This window comes from Streptomyces venezuelae (genome assembly GCF_008642275.1).
Classification (GTDB): Bacteria; Actinomycetota; Actinomycetes; order Streptomycetales; family Streptomycetaceae; genus Streptomyces; species Streptomyces venezuelae_E.
Genome location: NZ_CP029189.1, coordinates 1 through 16,259, shown reverse-complemented (window position 1 = coordinate 16,259; position 16,259 = coordinate 1). Strand labels below are relative to the sequence as shown.

The 16,259-nt window shown below is 73.2% G+C and carries 14 protein-coding genes; 3 read left to right on the top strand and 11 right to left on the bottom strand.

Features of this window, described 5'->3' with window-relative positions; translation table 11 throughout:
* Positions 1-33 precede the first annotated feature (33 nt).
* Positions 34-1,365 (bottom strand): enterobactin transporter EntS, encoded by a 1,332-nt coding sequence (gene entS, locus DEJ51_RS00070; protein ID WP_150255144.1) that lies wholly within the window; start codon positions 1,363-1,365, stop codon positions 34-36.
* 40 nt (positions 1,366-1,405) lie between these two features.
* Positions 1,406-1,645, bottom strand: a complete 240-nt coding sequence (locus DEJ51_RS00065) for a phosphopantetheine-binding protein (protein ID WP_150255142.1) — start codon at positions 1,643-1,645, stop codon at positions 1,406-1,408.
* A 210-nt stretch (positions 1,646-1,855) separates the two neighbouring features.
* On the opposite strand from DEJ51_RS00065, the gene DEJ51_RS00060 reads away from it, so the two are divergent.
* The gene (locus DEJ51_RS00060) at positions 1,856-2,353 is read left to right on the top strand and encodes a GNAT family N-acetyltransferase (RefSeq protein ID WP_150261586.1); all 498 of its coding nucleotides are present in this window, start codon (positions 1,856-1,858) and stop codon (positions 2,351-2,353) included.
* 94 nt (positions 2,354-2,447) lie between these two features.
* Here the strand turns inward: DEJ51_RS00060 and DEJ51_RS00055 are convergent, their stop codons facing one another.
* The 6 genes from DEJ51_RS00055 to DEJ51_RS00030 form a co-directional block, all read right to left on the bottom strand.
* Complete coding sequence (locus DEJ51_RS00055; protein WP_150255140.1) at positions 2,448-2,654, bottom strand: MbtH family protein; 207 nt, start codon at positions 2,652-2,654, stop codon at positions 2,448-2,450.
* A gap of 49 nt (positions 2,655-2,703) precedes the next feature.
* The gene (locus DEJ51_RS00050; protein WP_150255139.1) at positions 2,704-4,029 is read right to left on the bottom strand and encodes a condensation domain-containing protein; all 1,326 of its coding nucleotides are present in this window, start codon (positions 4,027-4,029) and stop codon (positions 2,704-2,706) included.
* 6 nt (positions 4,030-4,035) lie between these two features.
* Positions 4,036-5,433 carry a lysine N(6)-hydroxylase/L-ornithine N(5)-oxygenase family protein gene (locus DEJ51_RS00045; RefSeq protein WP_150255137.1) on the bottom strand — a complete coding sequence of 466 codons (1,398 nt, stop codon included), beginning with the start codon at positions 5,431-5,433 and terminating at the stop codon, positions 4,036-4,038.
* 210 nt (positions 5,434-5,643) lie between these two features.
* Positions 5,644-6,549, bottom strand: a complete 906-nt coding sequence (gene argB, locus DEJ51_RS00040) for an acetylglutamate kinase (RefSeq protein ID WP_150255135.1) — start codon at positions 6,547-6,549, stop codon at positions 5,644-5,646.
* A gap of 23 nt (positions 6,550-6,572) precedes the next feature.
* A complete protein-coding gene (locus DEJ51_RS00035; protein ID WP_150255134.1) occupies positions 6,573-7,175 on the bottom strand; it encodes an isochorismatase family protein in 603 nt (200 codons plus the stop codon).
* Between the two features lie 209 nt (positions 7,176-7,384).
* Positions 7,385-8,032: a hypothetical protein gene (locus DEJ51_RS00030; protein WP_150255132.1), complete on the bottom strand. Its 648-nt coding sequence runs from the start codon at positions 8,030-8,032 to the stop codon at positions 7,385-7,387.
* A 212-nt stretch (positions 8,033-8,244) separates the two neighbouring features.
* Here DEJ51_RS00030 and DEJ51_RS00025 point away from each other — a divergent pair, with 212 nt between their 5' ends.
* A complete protein-coding gene (locus DEJ51_RS00025; RefSeq protein ID WP_150255130.1) occupies positions 8,245-8,799 on the top strand; it encodes a GNAT family N-acetyltransferase in 555 nt (184 codons plus the stop codon).
* A 250-nt stretch (positions 8,800-9,049) separates the two neighbouring features.
* Here the strand turns inward: DEJ51_RS00025 and DEJ51_RS00020 are convergent, their stop codons facing one another.
* Entirely contained in the window at positions 9,050-10,219 is a 1,170-nt protein-coding gene (locus DEJ51_RS00020) for an alpha/beta hydrolase family protein (protein ID WP_150255129.1), read from the bottom strand.
* Positions 10,220-10,613: 394 nt separating this feature from the next.
* Between DEJ51_RS00020 and DEJ51_RS00015 the strand changes: the two genes are divergently transcribed.
* On the top strand, positions 10,614-11,039 hold the full coding sequence (locus DEJ51_RS00015; RefSeq protein ID WP_223835576.1) for a subtilase-type protease inhibitor: 426 nt from the start codon (positions 10,614-10,616) through the stop codon (positions 11,037-11,039).
* A 78-nt stretch (positions 11,040-11,117) separates the two neighbouring features.
* On the opposite strand, the gene DEJ51_RS00010 is transcribed toward DEJ51_RS00015, so the two are convergent.
* The gene (locus DEJ51_RS00010; RefSeq protein WP_150255127.1) at positions 11,118-14,147 is read right to left on the bottom strand and encodes an acyltransferase family protein; all 3,030 of its coding nucleotides are present in this window, start codon (positions 14,145-14,147) and stop codon (positions 11,118-11,120) included.
* A gap of 14 nt (positions 14,148-14,161) precedes the next feature.
* Entirely contained in the window at positions 14,162-15,844 is a 1,683-nt protein-coding gene (locus DEJ51_RS00005; protein WP_150255125.1) for a glycosyltransferase family 2 protein, read from the bottom strand.
* Positions 15,845-16,259: the final 415 nt, after the last annotated feature.

Sequence of the window (16,259 nt, the reverse complement as noted above, 5' to 3'; positions counted from 1 at the left end):
GGGCCTGCGGGCGGGGGAGACCCGGCAGACCCGTCAGGCGGAGGGGGCGGCGGGCTGCAGGCCCGCGGCGGCGGGGCCGGGCCCGGGCCCGTCGTCGGGCCCGCCCTCCTCGTCCCGCTCCTCGCGGGGGAGGGTGGCCCTGCGCAGGCCCGGTACGGCGATCGCCACGGCGAGGGCGGCGACGGCGCAGATCGCGCCGTTGACGACGGCCGCGCCACCGGGGCTGAACCAGCGGGCGAGGGCCGCGATCTCGACGTCGCCGACGACGCCTCCGGTCGTGCCCTGGGTGGTGATGACGCTGACGATGCGGCCGCGCAGCCGGTCCGGGGTGCTGTGCTGGACGAGGGCGTATTCGAGGATCTCGTACACCGTTCCGGCGGCGCCGCCGACGGCGAGCATCGCGAAGGCGACCCAGATGCTGCCACTGAGGCCGAAGCCGATGGCGGACAGACCGCCCGTGAACGCCGCGACGATCAGCAGCCGGCCGGGCCGGGCGGCCCGGGTCAGCCAGCCGCTCGTGGCGGAGACGGCGACGGCGCCGACCGCGGGGGCGGTGTAGAGGAGGCCGAGCATGACCTCGCCGCCGTGGAACTGCCGGTCGACCATCTCCGGGAAGAGGACGACCGGGAGGTTGAAGAGGGCCATCACGCCGCCGAGTGCGAGCAGTCCGCCGACGACGCGGTTGCGCACCGCGTACTTGAAGGCGACCAGCAGGGACCCGCTGTCGGCGCCGTACTCCTCGTCGTCCTCGTCGTCCTTGACCGGCGGCAGGGGCCGGATCCGGGAGATCAGGAGCGTGGTGACGGCCGTGGTGACGGCGGTGAAGGCGAAGACGGGGCCGGGCCCCCACAGCGCCAGGAGCACACCGCCCAGGAAGGGCGCGCTGACGGAGCCGATCTCACCGGTCAGTGAGATGAGTGCGCCCGCGGCCGGGAGCTGGTCGGGGCGGACGAGCGTCGGGGCGACTGCCATCAGGGCCGTCACGCTGACACCGGTGGCCAGGCCGTCCCAGGCGACGCACACGTAGATGCCCCACAGGGTGGGGTCGGGCAGCATCGCGTTCACGGCGAGGCCGGCGAACGCGAGGGCGGCGGCGCCGCGGGCACACACGATCAGGCGCCGGCGGTCGGTCCGGTCGGCCATGACACCGCCCCAGAGCGAGCCGAGCAGCACGGTGACGCTCATGATCATGCTGGCGACGGCGACGTCGAAGGTCGAGCGCGTCAGTCCGTACACCTGGGCGGACAGGGCCACCGTCGCCATGCCGAGGCCGAACAGGGACACCACGCGGGCGATGAAGATGGCGCGGAAGTCCCTGCTGGTGCGCAGGGGTTCGATGTCTATGACGAAGTCACGCAGAGGCACGGCAGGCTCCGGGGCGGGCAGGTGTGGGGAGGGGCGGGGATCAGGGGGCGGTCGTGAGCAGCTCGGCCCACTGGCGCAGGGTGGGCCGTTCGGCGAGGTCCACGAAGCTGACGCGGGCGCCTTCGGCCCGCCACTTCTCGACGAGCGACATCAGCCGGATGGAGTCGAGACCCTGGTCCAGCAGGTCCTCCTCCAGGGAGACGTCGGAGGGCTCCGTGTAGAGCACGTCGGCTACATCGCGGACCAGCCGGTCGAGCGTGAAGGACGGGGCGGTGGACATGGAGTGACTCTCTCCTCGGGGGGTCGGGGGAGGCGGCGGCATCCAGCATTCCATTAGGTAAGGCTTACCTAACTAAATGCGAAGGTGCACGTCAAGCCGGGTGTGGTGAACATGTGGCTGCCGCTTGGATGAACTGGCCTCTGCGTGTGATGCGTTGGGACGCGAGGCGGAATTGCAGCTCAACTTAGGGAAGGCTAACCTAAGTTCGTGATGACTGCCGCCACCCCCCGCCCCCCGCTGCACGGCACGGACGGCCTCCCGCCGCTGGTCCGACGGGCGCGTCTGCACGACGCCCCCGCCCTGCACGCCCTCTCACTGCCCTTCACCCGCTCCGGTGCCCTGCGTCCGCGCAGCATCGACCACTACCTGGCGCACGCCGGGGAGTTCCTCCTCGCGACCGGTCGCGGCCGCGGCACGGTCCTGGGCGCTCTCGCCCTGAGCGACGAGGGGGAGGGCGCCGCCGTGCTCTACAACTTCTGTGTGGCTCCGGGGAACCAGGGCCAGGGGCTGGGCGCGGCCCTGCTGCGCGCGGCGCTCGCCGACGCCGGAAGCCGCCTCGTACGGGAGGTCTTCACAGCGACCACGAGTGGCGCGGCGTTCTTCCGCCGGCACGGCTTCCTGCCTGCCGGTCCGGGACGGGTGCCGGCGGCCTGGGCGGGGGCGCTGGACCCCGCACGCGGCTCCGAGGTGCTCTCCCGGAGGCTGTGAACCGTACGGTCCCCACACGACCGGGGCCGGACCGGAGCACGTCTCCGGTCCGGCCCCGCGCGTGGGACCGCAGGGGGCCGGACGGCCCCCTGGATCAGCTCCTGGCGACCAGGCTGGCGGGCCGCATGTCGGTCCAGTGCGCCTCCGTGTACGCGGCGCAGCCCTCCCGGCTGTCCTCGCCGTGCACGACGGTCCAGCCCGCGGGCACCTCCGCGAAGGCGGGCCAGAGCGAGTGCTGGTTCTCATGGTTCACGAGCACGAAGTAGCGGGCGTCGTCGTCCTCGAAGGGGTTGGTGGCCATGGTGTCTCTCCTTGGGGTGATGACCGGGACGGTCGGTTCGGGGATGGGGTCAGGGGTGGGAGGGGGCGGCCGGCAGGGAGGCGACCGGCACGTCGGGGGCGCGGCAGAGCGCCGCCAGGTGCTCCGTGAACAGGCCCGCGAACCGGGCCGGTTCGGCCGCCTCGTAGAGCGCCGGGTTCACGTCGAAGTCCAGGCGCAGCCGCCCGTCCGAGCCCGGTGCGGCGGACACCGACAGGTCGTCGACCGGCCCGGAGGCGAGGCTGACGACCCGGCCGCGGATGCCGGCGAAGTCCAGCTCCGTGTCGAACGGGCGCAGGTTGACCAGTGGCCCGGGGACCCGGCCGCCGCCGTACTCCGGCCACACCTCGCGCGCCAGTTCCTCGCCGCGCAGCCGCTGGTGACGGCGGAGCAGGGCCAGCTCGCCGGCCGCCGCGCGCAGCCGCGACCGGAAGGTGTCCGCCCCCCGGACCGGCAGCCGCACCGGCAGGACGTTCACCGCTGTACCGGGCACCCGCAGCGTCCCCGGGCCGGTCCGCGCCGTCACGTACACGGCGAGGACCGCCTCGCGCGCGCCGGTGTGCGCGGTCACCCGTACCGCCGTCGCGGCGAGCACGGCCTCGGCCCAGGTGACGTGCGCGGAGCGGGCGGTGGCGCGCAGGGCCGCGCCGTCCGCCGCGCCGAGGTGCACGGTGTGCCGCCGCGTGGTGTCCTGGGCCGGTGCCGCCCGGCCGGCGGGGGACACGGGCGCGGGGCGGTCGGCGTACCGCCGGGTCCAGTACTCCTGGTCCGCGGCCTGCGCCGGCGAGCCGGTGTAGGCGCGGTCCGCGTCGGCCAGTACGGAGACCGGCGCGAAGGGGGTGGGGCCGGGCGGGCGGCCGCGCACCAGGGCCGTGTAGACCTCGGCGATCCGCCGGCCGAGCAGCGCCACCCCGTACCCGTCGACGGCCAGCAGGTGGAAGTACTGCACCAGCAGGTGGTGTTCGGGACCGGCGGTGACGAGCAGGGCGCCGGCCAGGCCGGGTGCGAGGCCGGTACCCCCCGGGGCGGTGAGCAGCTCGGGCCGGGGCGGGCAGGCGAGCTGGCCGCGCACCAGATCGACGGCGGCGCCCACCGGGTCGGCCGCCGCGGAGGTGTCCAGGCGCGGCAGGCCGCCGTCCCGGGTCGTCGGCCGCGGGCGCAGCCAGGGCGCCTCGTCGAGGGTGCGCCGCACGGCCTCGTCGAGCGCGGCCGTGTCGATCGGGCCGAAGAGCTCGATGTACTGGCCTACGTTGTGCCCGGCGTACGAGGGATCCGCGCTCTGCGCCGCCAGGATGTGCGCCTGCGCCGCGGTGAGTCCGGGCGGCCCGGCGGGTGCCGGGGGTTCGGTGCGCGGCACGGCCGCTCAGCCCCGGTGGGCGGGGACGCCCTCGGCGACGGTCGCCGCCCTGGTCGCAAGCCGGGCCCGCACCTCGCGCTCGGCGACGCGCAGCAGCAGGGAGTCGCAGATCTCGCCGGAACGCACGGCCAGCGTGGACAGCAGCGAGGCGGTGATGCCGTGGGTGTGCTCGGCGGCGGCGCCCTGGACGTAGATGCCGGCCCGGACGCGGTCGGTGGTCTCCACCCGGTGGTCGCGGCCCACGCGCAGCCTGCCCTGCCCGTCCGTGAGGCACTCCCCGGCCAGGTCGCCGAGCAGCTCCGCCGGCTCGGTGGGACGGTACCCGGTGGCCAGCACCACCGCGTCGCAGTCGAGGGTGAGGGACTCTCCCGTGGTCAGGGAGCGCACCACGGCCCGCGCGCCGTCCGGGAGTTCCTCCACGGTGGTCAGGGCGGTCGCGTTCATGACGCGCAGCCGTTCGGTGCCGGCGACCTTCTCCTGGTAGACGGTCCGGTAGAGCTGTTCGATCAGATCGCCGTCCACCACCGCGTAGTTGGTGTTGGCGTGGTAGCCGATGAGCTGCCGCTTCACTTCCTCCGGGGCGCCGAAGAACTCGTCGACGGCAGCCGGGTCGAAGATCCGGTTGGCGAACGGGCTGTCGTCGGCCGGGCTGTACCCGTACCGGGTGAACACGGCGCAGACCTCGGCGTCCGGGAAGGTCCGGTGCAGATGGTCGGCGGTCTCGGCGGCGGACTGCCCGGCGCCCACGACGGCGAACCGGCGGTGCGGACGGACCGTCAGTTCCGTTGCGCGGTGCAGCAGGTCGCGGTTGTGCCAGATGTGCGGGCCGAGGGTGATCCCGTCCGGGACGCGGGGGCGCAGCCCGGTCCCGAGCACGAGGTTGCGGGTGCGGGTGGCGCGCAGGGGTCCGCCGCCGGACGCGGGCCGGGTGATGACGTCCAGGTGGTCCGCGGCGCCGGCCGGACCCGCCGGGCGCACCTCGACGGCCTCGGTCGCGTAGTCGACCAGCCCGCTGAACGAGGCGGCGCACCAGCGGAAGTAGTCGTGGAACTCCAGGCGGGTGGGGAAGAAGGACTTCTGGTTGATGAAGTCGGCCAGCCGGTCCCGGTCCTGCAGGTAGTGCAGGAAGCTGAAGGAGCTCCCGGGATTGCGCATCGTCACCAGGTCCTTCAGGAAGGAGACCTGCATGGTGGCCCCTTCGAGGAGCATGCCCTGGTGCCATCCGAAGTCGTCCTGGCGCTCGATGAACGAGGCCTGGATCGTCTCGCCGGCGGCGCGTCGGCCGTTGTGCTCCCGGATCGCTATCGCCAGGGCCAGGTTGGCCGGCCCGAAGCCGATGCCCACCAGGTCCCTGATGTCCGGGAGAGCGTCCCCGGGTGTGGAGCTCGCGTGCGGTGCGGACATGCCCATCCTTCCTCGGTCCTACCCTATTTGGTTAGGTAAGGCTGGCCTAACATCTCTGACAGGCCGGAAGCTGTCAAGTTGGACCGGCGACCGTTTCGTACGGCCGCAACCGGTTCTGCGACGGCCGGAGTTGGGCACACGGACGGCCCCGGAGCCTGTCGGCGCCGGGGTGCGGAGGGGGGAGGGCCGTGGCAGGCCGGCCCTCCCGGTTCAGTGGAGGAGGTGCTCCCCGTCGGGCGGGCCGTCGGGCACCACCGTGGTGCCGGTGTGCTCGTCGGCGAAGACCTCCAGGACCAGGGCGTGCGGGACCCTGCCGTCCAGGACGTGTGCCATCCGCACACCGGAGCGCACCGCACGCAGGCAGCCCTCCATCTTGGGCACCATGCCTCCCGCCATCGACGGGAGCATGTGGGCCAGTTCGGTGGCCGTGAGCCGGTCGATGATCTCCGTGCTGTGCGGCCAGTCCGCGTAGAGGCCCGCGACGTCGGTGAGCATCACGAGCTTCTCGGCGTCCAGGGCCTCGGCGAGGGCGGCGGCCGCGAGGTCCGCGTTGATGTTGTAGACGTCGTCGTCCCCGGCCCCCCGGGCGATGGGGGAGATCACCGGGATGCGGCCGCGCTCCAGCAGCCCCCGTACGGTCTCGGGGTCGACGTGCACGATCTCGCCCACCAGGCCGATGTCCACCTCGGCGCCGTCCACCAGGGCCGGCCGCCGGACGGCGGACAGGGTGCGGGCGTCCTCACCGGTCATCCCCACGGCGAAGGCGCCGTGACGGTTGATCAGGTTGACGATGTCCCGCTGGACCTGGCCGGCCAGCACCATGCGGACGACGTTCATCACCGCGGGGGTCGTCACCCGCAGCCCCGCCGCGAACCGGACCTCCAGCGCGAGCTGTTCGAGCATCGCGCTGATCTGCGGGCCGCCCCCGTGCACGACGACCGGTCGCAGCCCCGCGTAGCGCAGGGAGACCACGTCCTGGGCGAAGGCCGCCTTCAGCTCCTCGTTCACCATGGCGTTGCCGCCGAACTTGACCACGACCGTGCGCCCTTGGAACCGCTCCAGCCACGGCAGTGCCTCGATGAGCGTGCGCGCCCGCGGCGCGGTCCGTCCGCTCATGGGGTGGGGTGTGCGGTCGTCATTCAGGCTTCCAGTTCGTCGATGAGGGTCGTGGTGGTGTGTACGACGGCGCCTCGTGCGGCCGTCCAGCGCAGGGCGAGCGCGTGCTCCTCCGCGGAGGTGTCCGCCACCGCGTCGGCGACGACGAACGGCTGGATGTCGTTCATGAACGCGTCCGCGGCGGTGAGCAGTACGCCGGAGTGGGCGAACACGCCGCACAGGATCAGCTGGTCCCGGCCCGAGGTGCGCAGGATGCGCTCCAGGTGGCTGCGGAGGAAGGCGTTGTGCCGCGCGTTGGCGATCACGTGCTCCCCCCGGCGCGGGGTCAGTTCCTCGGTGACCGACACGTCGCGGTCCGCTGCCGGCTCGGTCCCCATCTCGGCGGCGAGGCCCCGCTGTTCGGGGCGCTCACCCGCCGGTACGGTGCTGAAGACGACCGGGAGTCCGAGCCTGCGCGCGCACCTGCGCAGGCCGGCGATGTTGCCGATCAGGTCCACGAGGGGTGGGCGGTCGCGGGAAAAGGGCCGGAGCAGGTGGTTCTGCATGTTGTGTATCAGCAGAGCGGCCCGGTCGGGGTCGACGGACCACGGCGCCACGGAGCGCGGCACGAGGTCCTGGGTGGGCATCGGATAAGGGTCTATGGTCACAGGGCCCACGGCTGGATCTCCTTGTCACCGGCGCTGCGCGGAGCGCCGGTGGTGAACGGGCGCGCGGAGCTCGACGAGGGGCGGAGGATGCCCAGCCCCTCATTCGTTACTTAGCTTAGCCTAACCTAAGTAATACCTAGGTGGGGCAGGCGGCGCCCTTCGGATTCGGTCTCGGTGTGATCGGGTGCTCAGTCGCTGTGCGCGGAACGGCCGTTCGCCCCGTCCGCGGCTTCGTCCGGCCGGCTGTCCGGGGACAGGAGCGGGTCGTCGAGCTGGACGATCCGGTACCCGACCCGGCGGCTCGCCTGCTTGGGAGGTCTGCGCCGCCGCGCCGCACCCGCCTGGATCGAGCGCGCCCGCTGGGCGGCCGCGATCAGGGCCCCCACGGGCGGAGCCTCGGCGCGCAGGCGGTTGAACCCACGCACGGAGATGCCCACGAGGGTCGCCGCGGCCGGCCAGGCGGCCCCTTTGCGGATCGCGTTCAGCATCAGCTGCAACGCGGCCGGGCTGGGTGTCGCCCCCGGTCTCAGTCCGTGCGCCTCGGCCAGTGCGTGCGCCGCACGCAGCGCCGTGGCGAAGCTGGCGTCGATCTCCATCCACTCGTTCAGGATGCGCTCGGGAACTCCGGCCGCCGCCGCGCACCCGGGGATGGTCAGTCCCTGGGCCGCGCCGCGAAGGGCGTCCGCCATCCGGGCGATCGTCTCCTCCCGCTGGCTGGGCGTGCGGCGCAGTGCGTCCCGCAGCGCCCGGTCCATCTCCTCCTGGGAGCTCATCCAGGCCAGCACTTCGTCGGCCCATTCGTCCTGCTGCGCTTGGTCTCGCGCTTTGTCCTGCATCCCCGCACCCCCACTCTTAGGTAAGCCTAACCTAATTGTGGAGTGCAGGGGGAGATATGCGGCCGCAGTCGTGGGATTCCCGGGGTGTGCCCGCCTCCGGGCCAACCTGGCCGGTCCGCAGGGTAGTTGAACGGCGAACCGCATCCGCCGGCCGACGCGCGCACCGGTCGGCGCCCGGACCGCCCGGACGGTTCCCGGGTAGGTTGGATGTCATGATCGAACACAGTGTTGTCACCTGGCCCCCGGCCCCGATCAGGACCGAACGGCTCGTGCTCCGCCAGTCCGAGGCCCGGGACCGGGCGACGTTCATCGAGCTGTTCGCATCGCCGGAGGTGGGCACCTACGTCGGTGGCCCCCGACCGCGTGCCGACCTCGAACGAACCGGGCCCGAGGTGCCCGGGCGGCGCCCCGGCTTCTTCGTGATCGATCTCGACGGAGCGATGATCGGCATGATCACGCTCGACCGGCGCGCCGCCGAGCGCCGGGGGCACATCCGCCCGGAGGCCCAAGAGACCGAACTCGGCTGCATGTTCCTCCCGCAGGCATGGGGACACGGGTACGCCGCCGAGGCGTGCGCGGCGGCACTCGACTGGTTCGCCGGGGCGCAGCCGGGCGAGCCGGTGGTCCTGTGCACCCAGGCCGCCAACGACCGTGCGATGCGCCTCGCGCTGAAGCTGGGGTTCGCCGAGGTGGAGCGGTTCGAGGAGTTCGGCGCCGAGCAGTGGTTCGGAGCGCGGTTCCCGGCCGCCGCGCCGAGCGGTACGTAGGCCCGACCGTCTGGCCGGGGACCGACCTGCCTTCACGCCGTCGGCCGGCGCCGACGAGGTGCCCCGCGGCACCCTCGCTACCGCACGGCGCGCAGCCGGGCCGTCAACGCGTCGAAGACGACGGCCCGGTGGGCCGAGCCGAGCGCGTTGCTCCGGTCGGTCAGCACCTCGGGTGCGCGATACCCGGTCGAGGCCAGGACGGAGGCGGCCGCGGGGGCCCGCCGGGGCCGGCGGGCCCCCGTACACGGCGTCAGCTGCGGTGGAACACGACCTCCGGGTCGGCCGCCGTCGGACCGTTCAGGCGCGGCGCCGGCTTCCCGCGCAGGTGCAGGTCGAAGAAGTCGCCGACGTACGCCCGCGTGATCTGGTGGGAGCGGGTGCCGGACAGCGGTGTCTCCGTGTGCGGGTACCCGGCCTGGTCGCCCAGCACGGGCCAGTCCGTGAAGCCCGGATGCCCGGCCCCCGTGACGGTCAGCCAGCGCTTCCAGCCGTCCAGCCGGGGCCAGGTGTCCTCCCAGGAGGTGTCGGGGAAGTCGGGCGGCAGCAGGGCGGGGTCGCCGGCGAGCATCAGGAACGGCCGTCCGCCGAGACCGGCCTGGGGTACGGGGGTGAAGAAGGTGCCGTCCATGTTGACCCCGGCGTCCACGCGGGGGTCCACGGCCATGGTGGCCGATGCGGCCGCACCGCCGATCGAGTGCCCGGCCATGCCGATGTGCCGGGAGTCGATCAGCCAGGAGTAGCGCCACGCCGGGTGCGGGCCGGTCAGCCGGTCCAGGACGAACGGGACGTCACGGGCCCGGCCGTCGGAGACCCGGTGCAGTGACCCGTCGGGGAACACCTGCTCGCACGCCTTGCACGGGAGCAGCCGGCCGCCGGGGAAGACGGTGCCGTCCGACTCGTACGCGTGGTCCACCGCCGCGACGACGTACCCGCGGCTGGCGAGGTCCTCCGCCAGGGTGGTCAGCGAGGAGCGGGGCAGGGTGAAGCCGGGGGAGAGCACGATCAGCGGACGGCCGTTCGCGGCGGGCCGGGGCAGTGCGCCCGTCCGTGCGTTCGTCCGGGTGGCCGCGACGCGTTCGGGGGTGACGTACTCGCCGAGCTGCCCCCGGTCGGTCAGCAGGGCCCTGGCCTCGGGAGCGCTCATGTAGGGAGCGGGAGTTCCGGTGTGCGGCAGCGCCGGGTAGTAGAGCGACAGGAGTAATTCCCGGTCGGCCGTGGGCACCCACGGGTCCTTGCGCTCCCGGTCCACCAGGTGGAGGGTGTCGCGGCCCACGGCGAAGTCACCCGTGGGCCTGGGGAGTTCGAGTCTGGACGTGCCGGCCGGGGCGGAGTCGGCCACGGCCGGCGTGGCGAGCGTGCCGGACGCGGCGAGGACCAGTCCGGTCGCCACCGCCGTCAGTACGCGGATGATCTTCTTCATACCGGCATCGTAAGTCATGTTTAGGCAAGGCTTACCTAAGTTTACTGAGATGTCGTGGAGTTGGGGCCGGATGCGGCGGGCTCGCGGTTCGAGTGCGCATATCCGGTCAAGCTGAGTGACCGTCCGGTGAACCGCCCGCGACCGGCAGCAGGTCAGGGAGGGGTCGGGTCGCACGTCGCGGACGGGGCGGCCGGCGCCGGGGTGCGGCGGCCGGGCGCTGACGCCCCCTCTGAGCTGCCCGAACGACCATTCGGTCGCCGATATGCGGATGCTCTGTCCGTAAAGGGGTCATCAGTGTGCGACTTGTCTTCGCGTCAGACAGTCTGGGCATGCAACGGCGCGATATCGAAACCAAATATCGCGTTCAACCTTTGAATCGAAAGAGAGTTTCGTCGTGCGTCACCGTATCGCAGCTGCCTCCGCCGCCACGCTCCTCTGCCTGGCGGGCACCACCGGCATGGCAGCCGCCCAGCCCTCCAGCCTGTACGCCCCGTCGGCCCTCGTCTTCACCCTCGCGCAGGGCGACGACGCCGCCACCTCCACCGTCGTCCGGGCCTCCACCCTCAGCTGCGCCCCGACCGCCCTGGGCACCCACCCGGACCCGCGCGGCGCCTGCGCCGCCCTCAACTCCACGGACGGAGCGCTGGACCGCCTGCTGGCCTCGCCGAACCCGGACCGCGCCTGCCCGATGCACTACGCCCCGGTCACCGTCACCGCCGACGGGGTGTGGAAGGGCAGCCGCGTCGAGTGGAAGCACACCTTCTCCAACGCCTGCGTGATGTCCGCGACCGTCGACGGGAACGCGGTCTTCGCGTTCTGATCGCGCGGCGGACCCGATCCGGACGGATGCCGGGCGTGCTCCGGGTGACCCCGTGGAGCGCGCCCCGCTTCCGTGCCGCTACGTGTTCCGGCCCCGGGCCGAGACGGTGACGTGGTCCACCCGCATCGCATGGCCCGGTTCGGTGGCCGGACCCGCTCCCGCGCCGTCGGAGAGCGGCAGATCGCCACCGACCGCCACGTCGAGGATCAGGAACAGCCCGTGGTCCACGGCCGACCTCCACGTCCCGGGGTCCATCCGGTCGGCGGTCACCCGGTGGTACACACGCCCGTCCAGATACCAGCGCACCTCCTGCGCCCCGGGCGCGAGGTCCAGCTCGACGGCGTACGCGTGGAACCCCGTACGGCAGCCTGCGCACGGCTGCGGACCCGAGCTCAGGCCGGCGGGCTCCCGGCACGGACCGCCGTCCGGGACGCCGCAGTGCATCGTGGCGAAGACGGTGTCCCGCCCGTTCACGGACTCCATGACGTCGAGTTCCCCGACACCCGGCCACCCCGTGTACCCGTCGCGCAGCGGTGCCCCCAGGGTCCAGAAGGCCGGCCAGTATCCGGCCGCCCGATCCCCGGTCACGTCCGGCAGGGCGATCGCCGCCTCGATCCGCAGGACCCCGCCGGGCGGCGGCGCGAAGTCGGAGCGCCGCGTCTCGATCCGCCCCGAACTCCACTGCCCGTCCTTGCGGGTGGGCACGATCTCCAGCGCGCCCTTCCCGTCGAGGCGGACGTTGTCGGCCGAGTCGGTCATCGTCTCGATCTCGCCGGTGCCCCACTGCGGCGCGGGGCAGCCCGGATAGCAGGTGCCGATGTCGTGGAGCCAGGTGGCGGAGGACGGTGGAGCCCCCGCCGGACCGTCGAAGTCGTCACGCAGCAGCCGCGTCCACCCGTCCGCCCCCGGTGTGCTCGCTTCGGAGGCCGCCGCGCCACCCACGGCGGGCAGCAGCCCGGCCTCGGTGAGCAGCCGCTCCAGCCGGGCGGTCAGGACCACGGCCGCCGCGTTGGTCAGGTGCGCGTCGTCCCGGTAGAGCAGGATCCGGTCGAGCACGGCCGGGCAGGTCGGCCCGGCGCCCGGGCACAGGACCTGGTTCACACCGACGCTCCGTACGCCGGGCAGCGCACCGGACGCGATCCGCTGCGCCAGCGGATCCGGCAGCAGTGAGCCGGCGCGGCTGAACGCGCAGTCGGCCGGAGCTCCGGGGCTGCCGGACACGCAGGCCGGGATGTCCGTCCCGGGAACGGGCGTGTCCTCGACGTAGACGATCGGTGCCCCCAGGGCCCGCAGCGGGATCAGCGTCTTCTCCCAGGCCCGGGCCAGCAGCCCCGTGTCCTCGGTGTAGCGGTTGAGCGAGGCGATCACGACGAGGCGCGGCTTCGGCTGCTGCCGCAGCCGCTCCAGGGAGTCCGCCCGCCAGGCGTCGCACTCCCGGTAGGCGCGCCCGAGCTGCGGGCTGTCCACCGCCAGTTCGGGCAGCGGGCAGCCCTGCTTCACCAGCTCCTGCAGGGCCCAGCCCCGTTGCGAAGCGAGCGCCAGCAACGGCGAGAACCACTGCCCGGCGTGCGAGTCCCCGAGCAGCACGATCCGGTCCGGGCTGTCCACCGCGCCGAACAGGCACTCCGGGCTGCGGGTCTCGGCCGGGGAGACCTCGCAGGCACCGTCCGGCGGGAAGTCGCCCCGTGCCTGCGCGGGACTCGGCACCACCGGTCCGTCGACGAGCGGCGTACCGGTCGTACGGGCGAGGAGGCCGGGGCCCGAGGCGGCGCCCGGGGGCAGCCCCTGCGTGTCGACCGGGCCGGCCGGGCCCAGCACGCGCAGCGTCGTCGTCCCCACCACCAGCGCGAGGACCACCGGCAGCACGATCGCCGACACACCCACCGACAGGCCGCGGCGGGGGAGTTCGGAGACCGTACGGCTGCGGCGCAGCGGCTGCTCGACCCAGCGCATGGTGGCCAGGGCGGGCAGCGCGGCCGCCAGCGTCAGCGCGGTCTTCGCGGGCCAGCCGAGCGCGCCGAGCCGCGCCTCGGCGAGGACGAGCACCGGCCAGTGCCACAGGTACAGGTTGTAGGAGAGCCGCCCGACGGCCCGGGCTCCCCGCCCCGCCAGCAGCCGCCCCACGTCCCAGGTGCCCGGGGTGTGCCGCTCGCCCCGGCCGGGTGTCGCGGAGAGGATCACGGCAGCGGTGCCCAGCGTCGGTACGAGCGCCGCGTATCCGGGGTAGGGGGTCCCGGCGTCGTACGACGCGACGCACCAGCCGATCGCCACCGCCCCGGCCCAGCCGCACAGCACCCGCAGGGGCCGCGGACCGCGCATCAGGTGCCAGGGAAGCAGGGCGAGCAGCGCGCCGGTGCCGAACTGCCAGACCCGCGAGGGGGTTGCGAGGTACGCGAGCGACACGGAGTGCCCGGTCCAGTACACCGCCAGCGCGAACGAGGCCGACACGAGCGGGACGGCCGCCAGCACCACGACGAGCCGCACGGCCCGGCCCCGGCGGACCGCGCGTGCCGCGCACAGCACCAGGACCGCCAGCAGTGGGGCCCAGAACAGGTAGAACTGCTCCTCGACGGCGAGGGACCAGAAGTGCAGCAGCGGGCTCTGGTCGTGCCCGGCGGCGAGATAGTCGGTCCGCTGCGACACGAACCGCCAGTTGGCGAAGGACAGGGCGGCAGCGACGACGTCGTACTCCATGTCCCGGCGGGCCAGCGGTACGGTCAGCCAGGCCCCGGCGACGGCCACCGTGGCGAGCACCACGGCGGCGGAGGGCAGCAGCCGCCGGGCCCGGCGCGAGAAGAAGTCACCGAGCCGGATCCGGCCGGTGGTGATCGCCTCACGGACCAGCAGGCCGGTGATCAGGTAGCCGGAGATGACGAAGAAGACGTCCACGCCGACGAAACCGCCGCTCGCGCCGGGAACACCGGCGTGGAAGGCGAGCACGGCGACGACGGCGACCGCGCGCAGGCCCTCGATGTCGGGACGGAAGGCGGACCGGTGCGGGCTCGGCCCGGACTCGTTGCCGGAGCGGGAACCGGACGGCACATCTGCGGCCCCCGGGGCGGAGCCCCTGCGAAGCCGCTGCCGCACGGGTGTGACGAGGAAGGACATGCGGACGGTGCCTTTCAGCTCAGCCAGGGAAGCATCGGGTCTACCCACCCCGACGCCAGCAGGCCGGTCAGCAGGAGGACCGCGGAAGCGGCGACGGTCTCGGGCCAGCGGCGCGGCAGCACACCACCGCGCGGGCGCAGCACGGCCCGCACCCGGGCGCGCACCGGCCCCGCGGCCGGATGCAGTTCGGCCACAAGGTCCCGGATCAGCGGAACGTTGATCTGGCACTGCACCAGGAGGTAGAGGAGCAGTCCCCAGTTGGGCTCCCACCCGTTGCGGGCCACGGCCAGGGCGAGTCCGGCGGCCGCGGCGCCGTTGGACACGACGAGCCAGACGAGCGAGACGGTCACCACCCGGCGGGCCATCCCGCCCGGAGTCCCCGTGCCGCGTGCGCCGGTGGGAACCCAGGCGGCGCTGCGCCCCCGCAGCGTGTGCACGAACGCGGTCGCGGCGGCCACGCTGGTCAGGACGTTGACCCGGATGACCTCCACCCGCCAGCGGGTGCGGCTGATGCGCGGCAGCAGCACGTGCCACAGCCACAGCGGGGCCAGCAGGGGCAGGACGTGCCAGGGCCGGATCTGGTCCGGGAACCAGAACATCATCACCAGCGGCGGCAGCGGCGCCGCGAAGGTGTTCACGGCGGTGGTCAGATAGCCGACGATGCCCTCGTAGAAGCACAGCCGCATCCGCCAGGGCGCGCGCATCCGCCGCAGCACGGGCGTACCGAGCAGGTGGAGGTTGCCCATCGCCCACCGGTACTGCTGGTTGACGAAGGAGGTGACCCGGTCGGGCGAGGTGCCCTTGGCGACCAGCACCGGCACGTACAGGGTGCGGAACCCCTGCTCGTGGAGGGCGAGCCCGGTGTACAGGTCCTCGCTGTGGTCGAGCCGGGCGAAGCCGCCCGCCAGGTCGATCGCGCTGCGCCGGTACACGGCGTTGCTGCCGCAGCAGATGGCGGCGTCGCTCGCGTCCCGGGACGGCTGGATCCAGCGGAAGAACCACTCCTGCGCGGATCCGGCGGCCCGCTGGATCCATCCCATGGACTCGTCGGTGTCGAAGCACTGGGGGCTCTGCACGATGCCGACGGCCGGGTCGGCCAGGTACGGCACGAGATGGCGCAGGAAGTCCGGCCGTGGAGCGAAGTCCGCGTCCAGGATCGCGACGAACTCGGCGCCGCTCAGGGTCAGTGCGTGGTTGAGGTTGCCGGCCTTCTTCAGATGCCCCCGGTCGGGCCGCACGACGTACTCGTAGCCGTACGAGGCGGCCAGCGCGGCGACCTCGGGCCGGTCGGCGTCGTCCAGGACCCAGACGGTCAGCGCTCCCGGCCAGTCGACGGCGGCGACGGCACGGTAGGCGTTGGCCAGGACGTCGAGGGGTTCGCCGCAGGTGGGCAGGTACAGATCGACCCCCGGCAGGGCGGCGGGCCGCCAGGCGTGGACGAGCACCTCGTGCGACTGCCGGGTCAGGCGGCGCTGGCGCAGGCTGTTGACGGAGGAGAGGGCGAGGGCGACGAGGTTGAGCCCGAGGACGGCGAGGAACGCCCAAAGGGCCGGCGTCCGCAGGGCGAAGGTGAACATGGTCGCCGCGGTGAAGACGAAGGCGAGCGAGGTACCGACAAGGACCCAGCGGCGCTGCGGTCCGAAGTACCAGTAGAGCTCCGCGTCCGATGGTGGCTGCGGAAGATGAGATAAGGTCATAAAGCCCCCCACGGCTGTGCATGTACCCGTTTCAGGTGGCCCACCTTAGTGGTAAAGGTATAGACCACTTGTTGCGAGAGTGTGGCACCGGAGTCAATGCGCCACGGATTGGCGCGACTTCAATGGTCCAGACCTCTTGGTCGCCATATGACCGGCCGCGCCTGGCGGCTCCGGGAAGGCGGGGGCCACCTGGGGGTGAACAGTCCGGGAACTCGCAGGGCGGCGGGGCGTCGCCTTCGGGGGGTGGGCATGCGGACCCCGCGCTCGGCCGGAGGGGGCGGGCGCGCGCAGCCGCTCGTGCATCCGGAGCGGCGGCCGGAACGCGGGGCGCGGCCGAGAGCCGCAGCCCGCGCCGGGATCGTCACCGGGGCCGGCGGCCGGGATCGGTTCGGGTCAGGGCGGTCTCGCACACGCC

Excerpts from the sequence above, each read along its gene's own strand:
- DEJ51_RS00065 (WP_150255142.1), bottom strand. The coding sequence starts at position 1,645 with ATGTCCACCGCCCCGTCCTTCACGCTCGACCGGCTGGTCCGCGATGTA.
- DEJ51_RS00060 (WP_150261586.1), top strand. The coding sequence starts at position 1,856 with ATGACTGCCGCCACCCCCCGCCCCCCGCTGCACGGCACGGACGGCCTC.
- DEJ51_RS00055 (WP_150255140.1), bottom strand. The coding sequence starts at position 2,654 with ATGGCCACCAACCCCTTCGAGGACGACGACGCCCGCTACTTCGTGCTC.
- DEJ51_RS00045 (WP_150255137.1), bottom strand. The coding sequence starts at position 5,433 with ATGTCCGCACCGCACGCGAGCTCCACACCCGGGGACGCTCTCCCGGAC.
- argB (WP_150255135.1), bottom strand. The coding sequence starts at position 6,549 with ATGAGCGGACGGACCGCGCCGCGGGCGCGCACGCTCATCGAGGCACTG.
- DEJ51_RS00035 (WP_150255134.1), bottom strand. The coding sequence starts at position 7,175 with ATGCCCACCCAGGACCTCGTGCCGCGCTCCGTGGCGCCGTGGTCCGTC.
- DEJ51_RS00030 (WP_150255132.1), bottom strand. The coding sequence starts at position 8,032 with ATGCAGGACAAAGCGCGAGACCAAGCGCAGCAGGACGAATGGGCCGAC.
- DEJ51_RS00025 (WP_150255130.1), top strand. The coding sequence starts at position 8,245 with ATGATCGAACACAGTGTTGTCACCTGGCCCCCGGCCCCGATCAGGACC.
- DEJ51_RS00020 (WP_150255129.1), bottom strand. The coding sequence starts at position 10,219 with ATGAAGAAGATCATCCGCGTACTGACGGCGGTGGCGACCGGACTGGTC.
- DEJ51_RS00010 (WP_150255127.1), bottom strand. The coding sequence starts at position 14,147 with ATGTCCTTCCTCGTCACACCCGTGCGGCAGCGGCTTCGCAGGGGCTCC.
- DEJ51_RS00005 (WP_150255125.1), bottom strand. The coding sequence starts at position 15,844 with ATGACCTTATCTCATCTTCCGCAGCCACCATCGGACGCGGAGCTCTAC.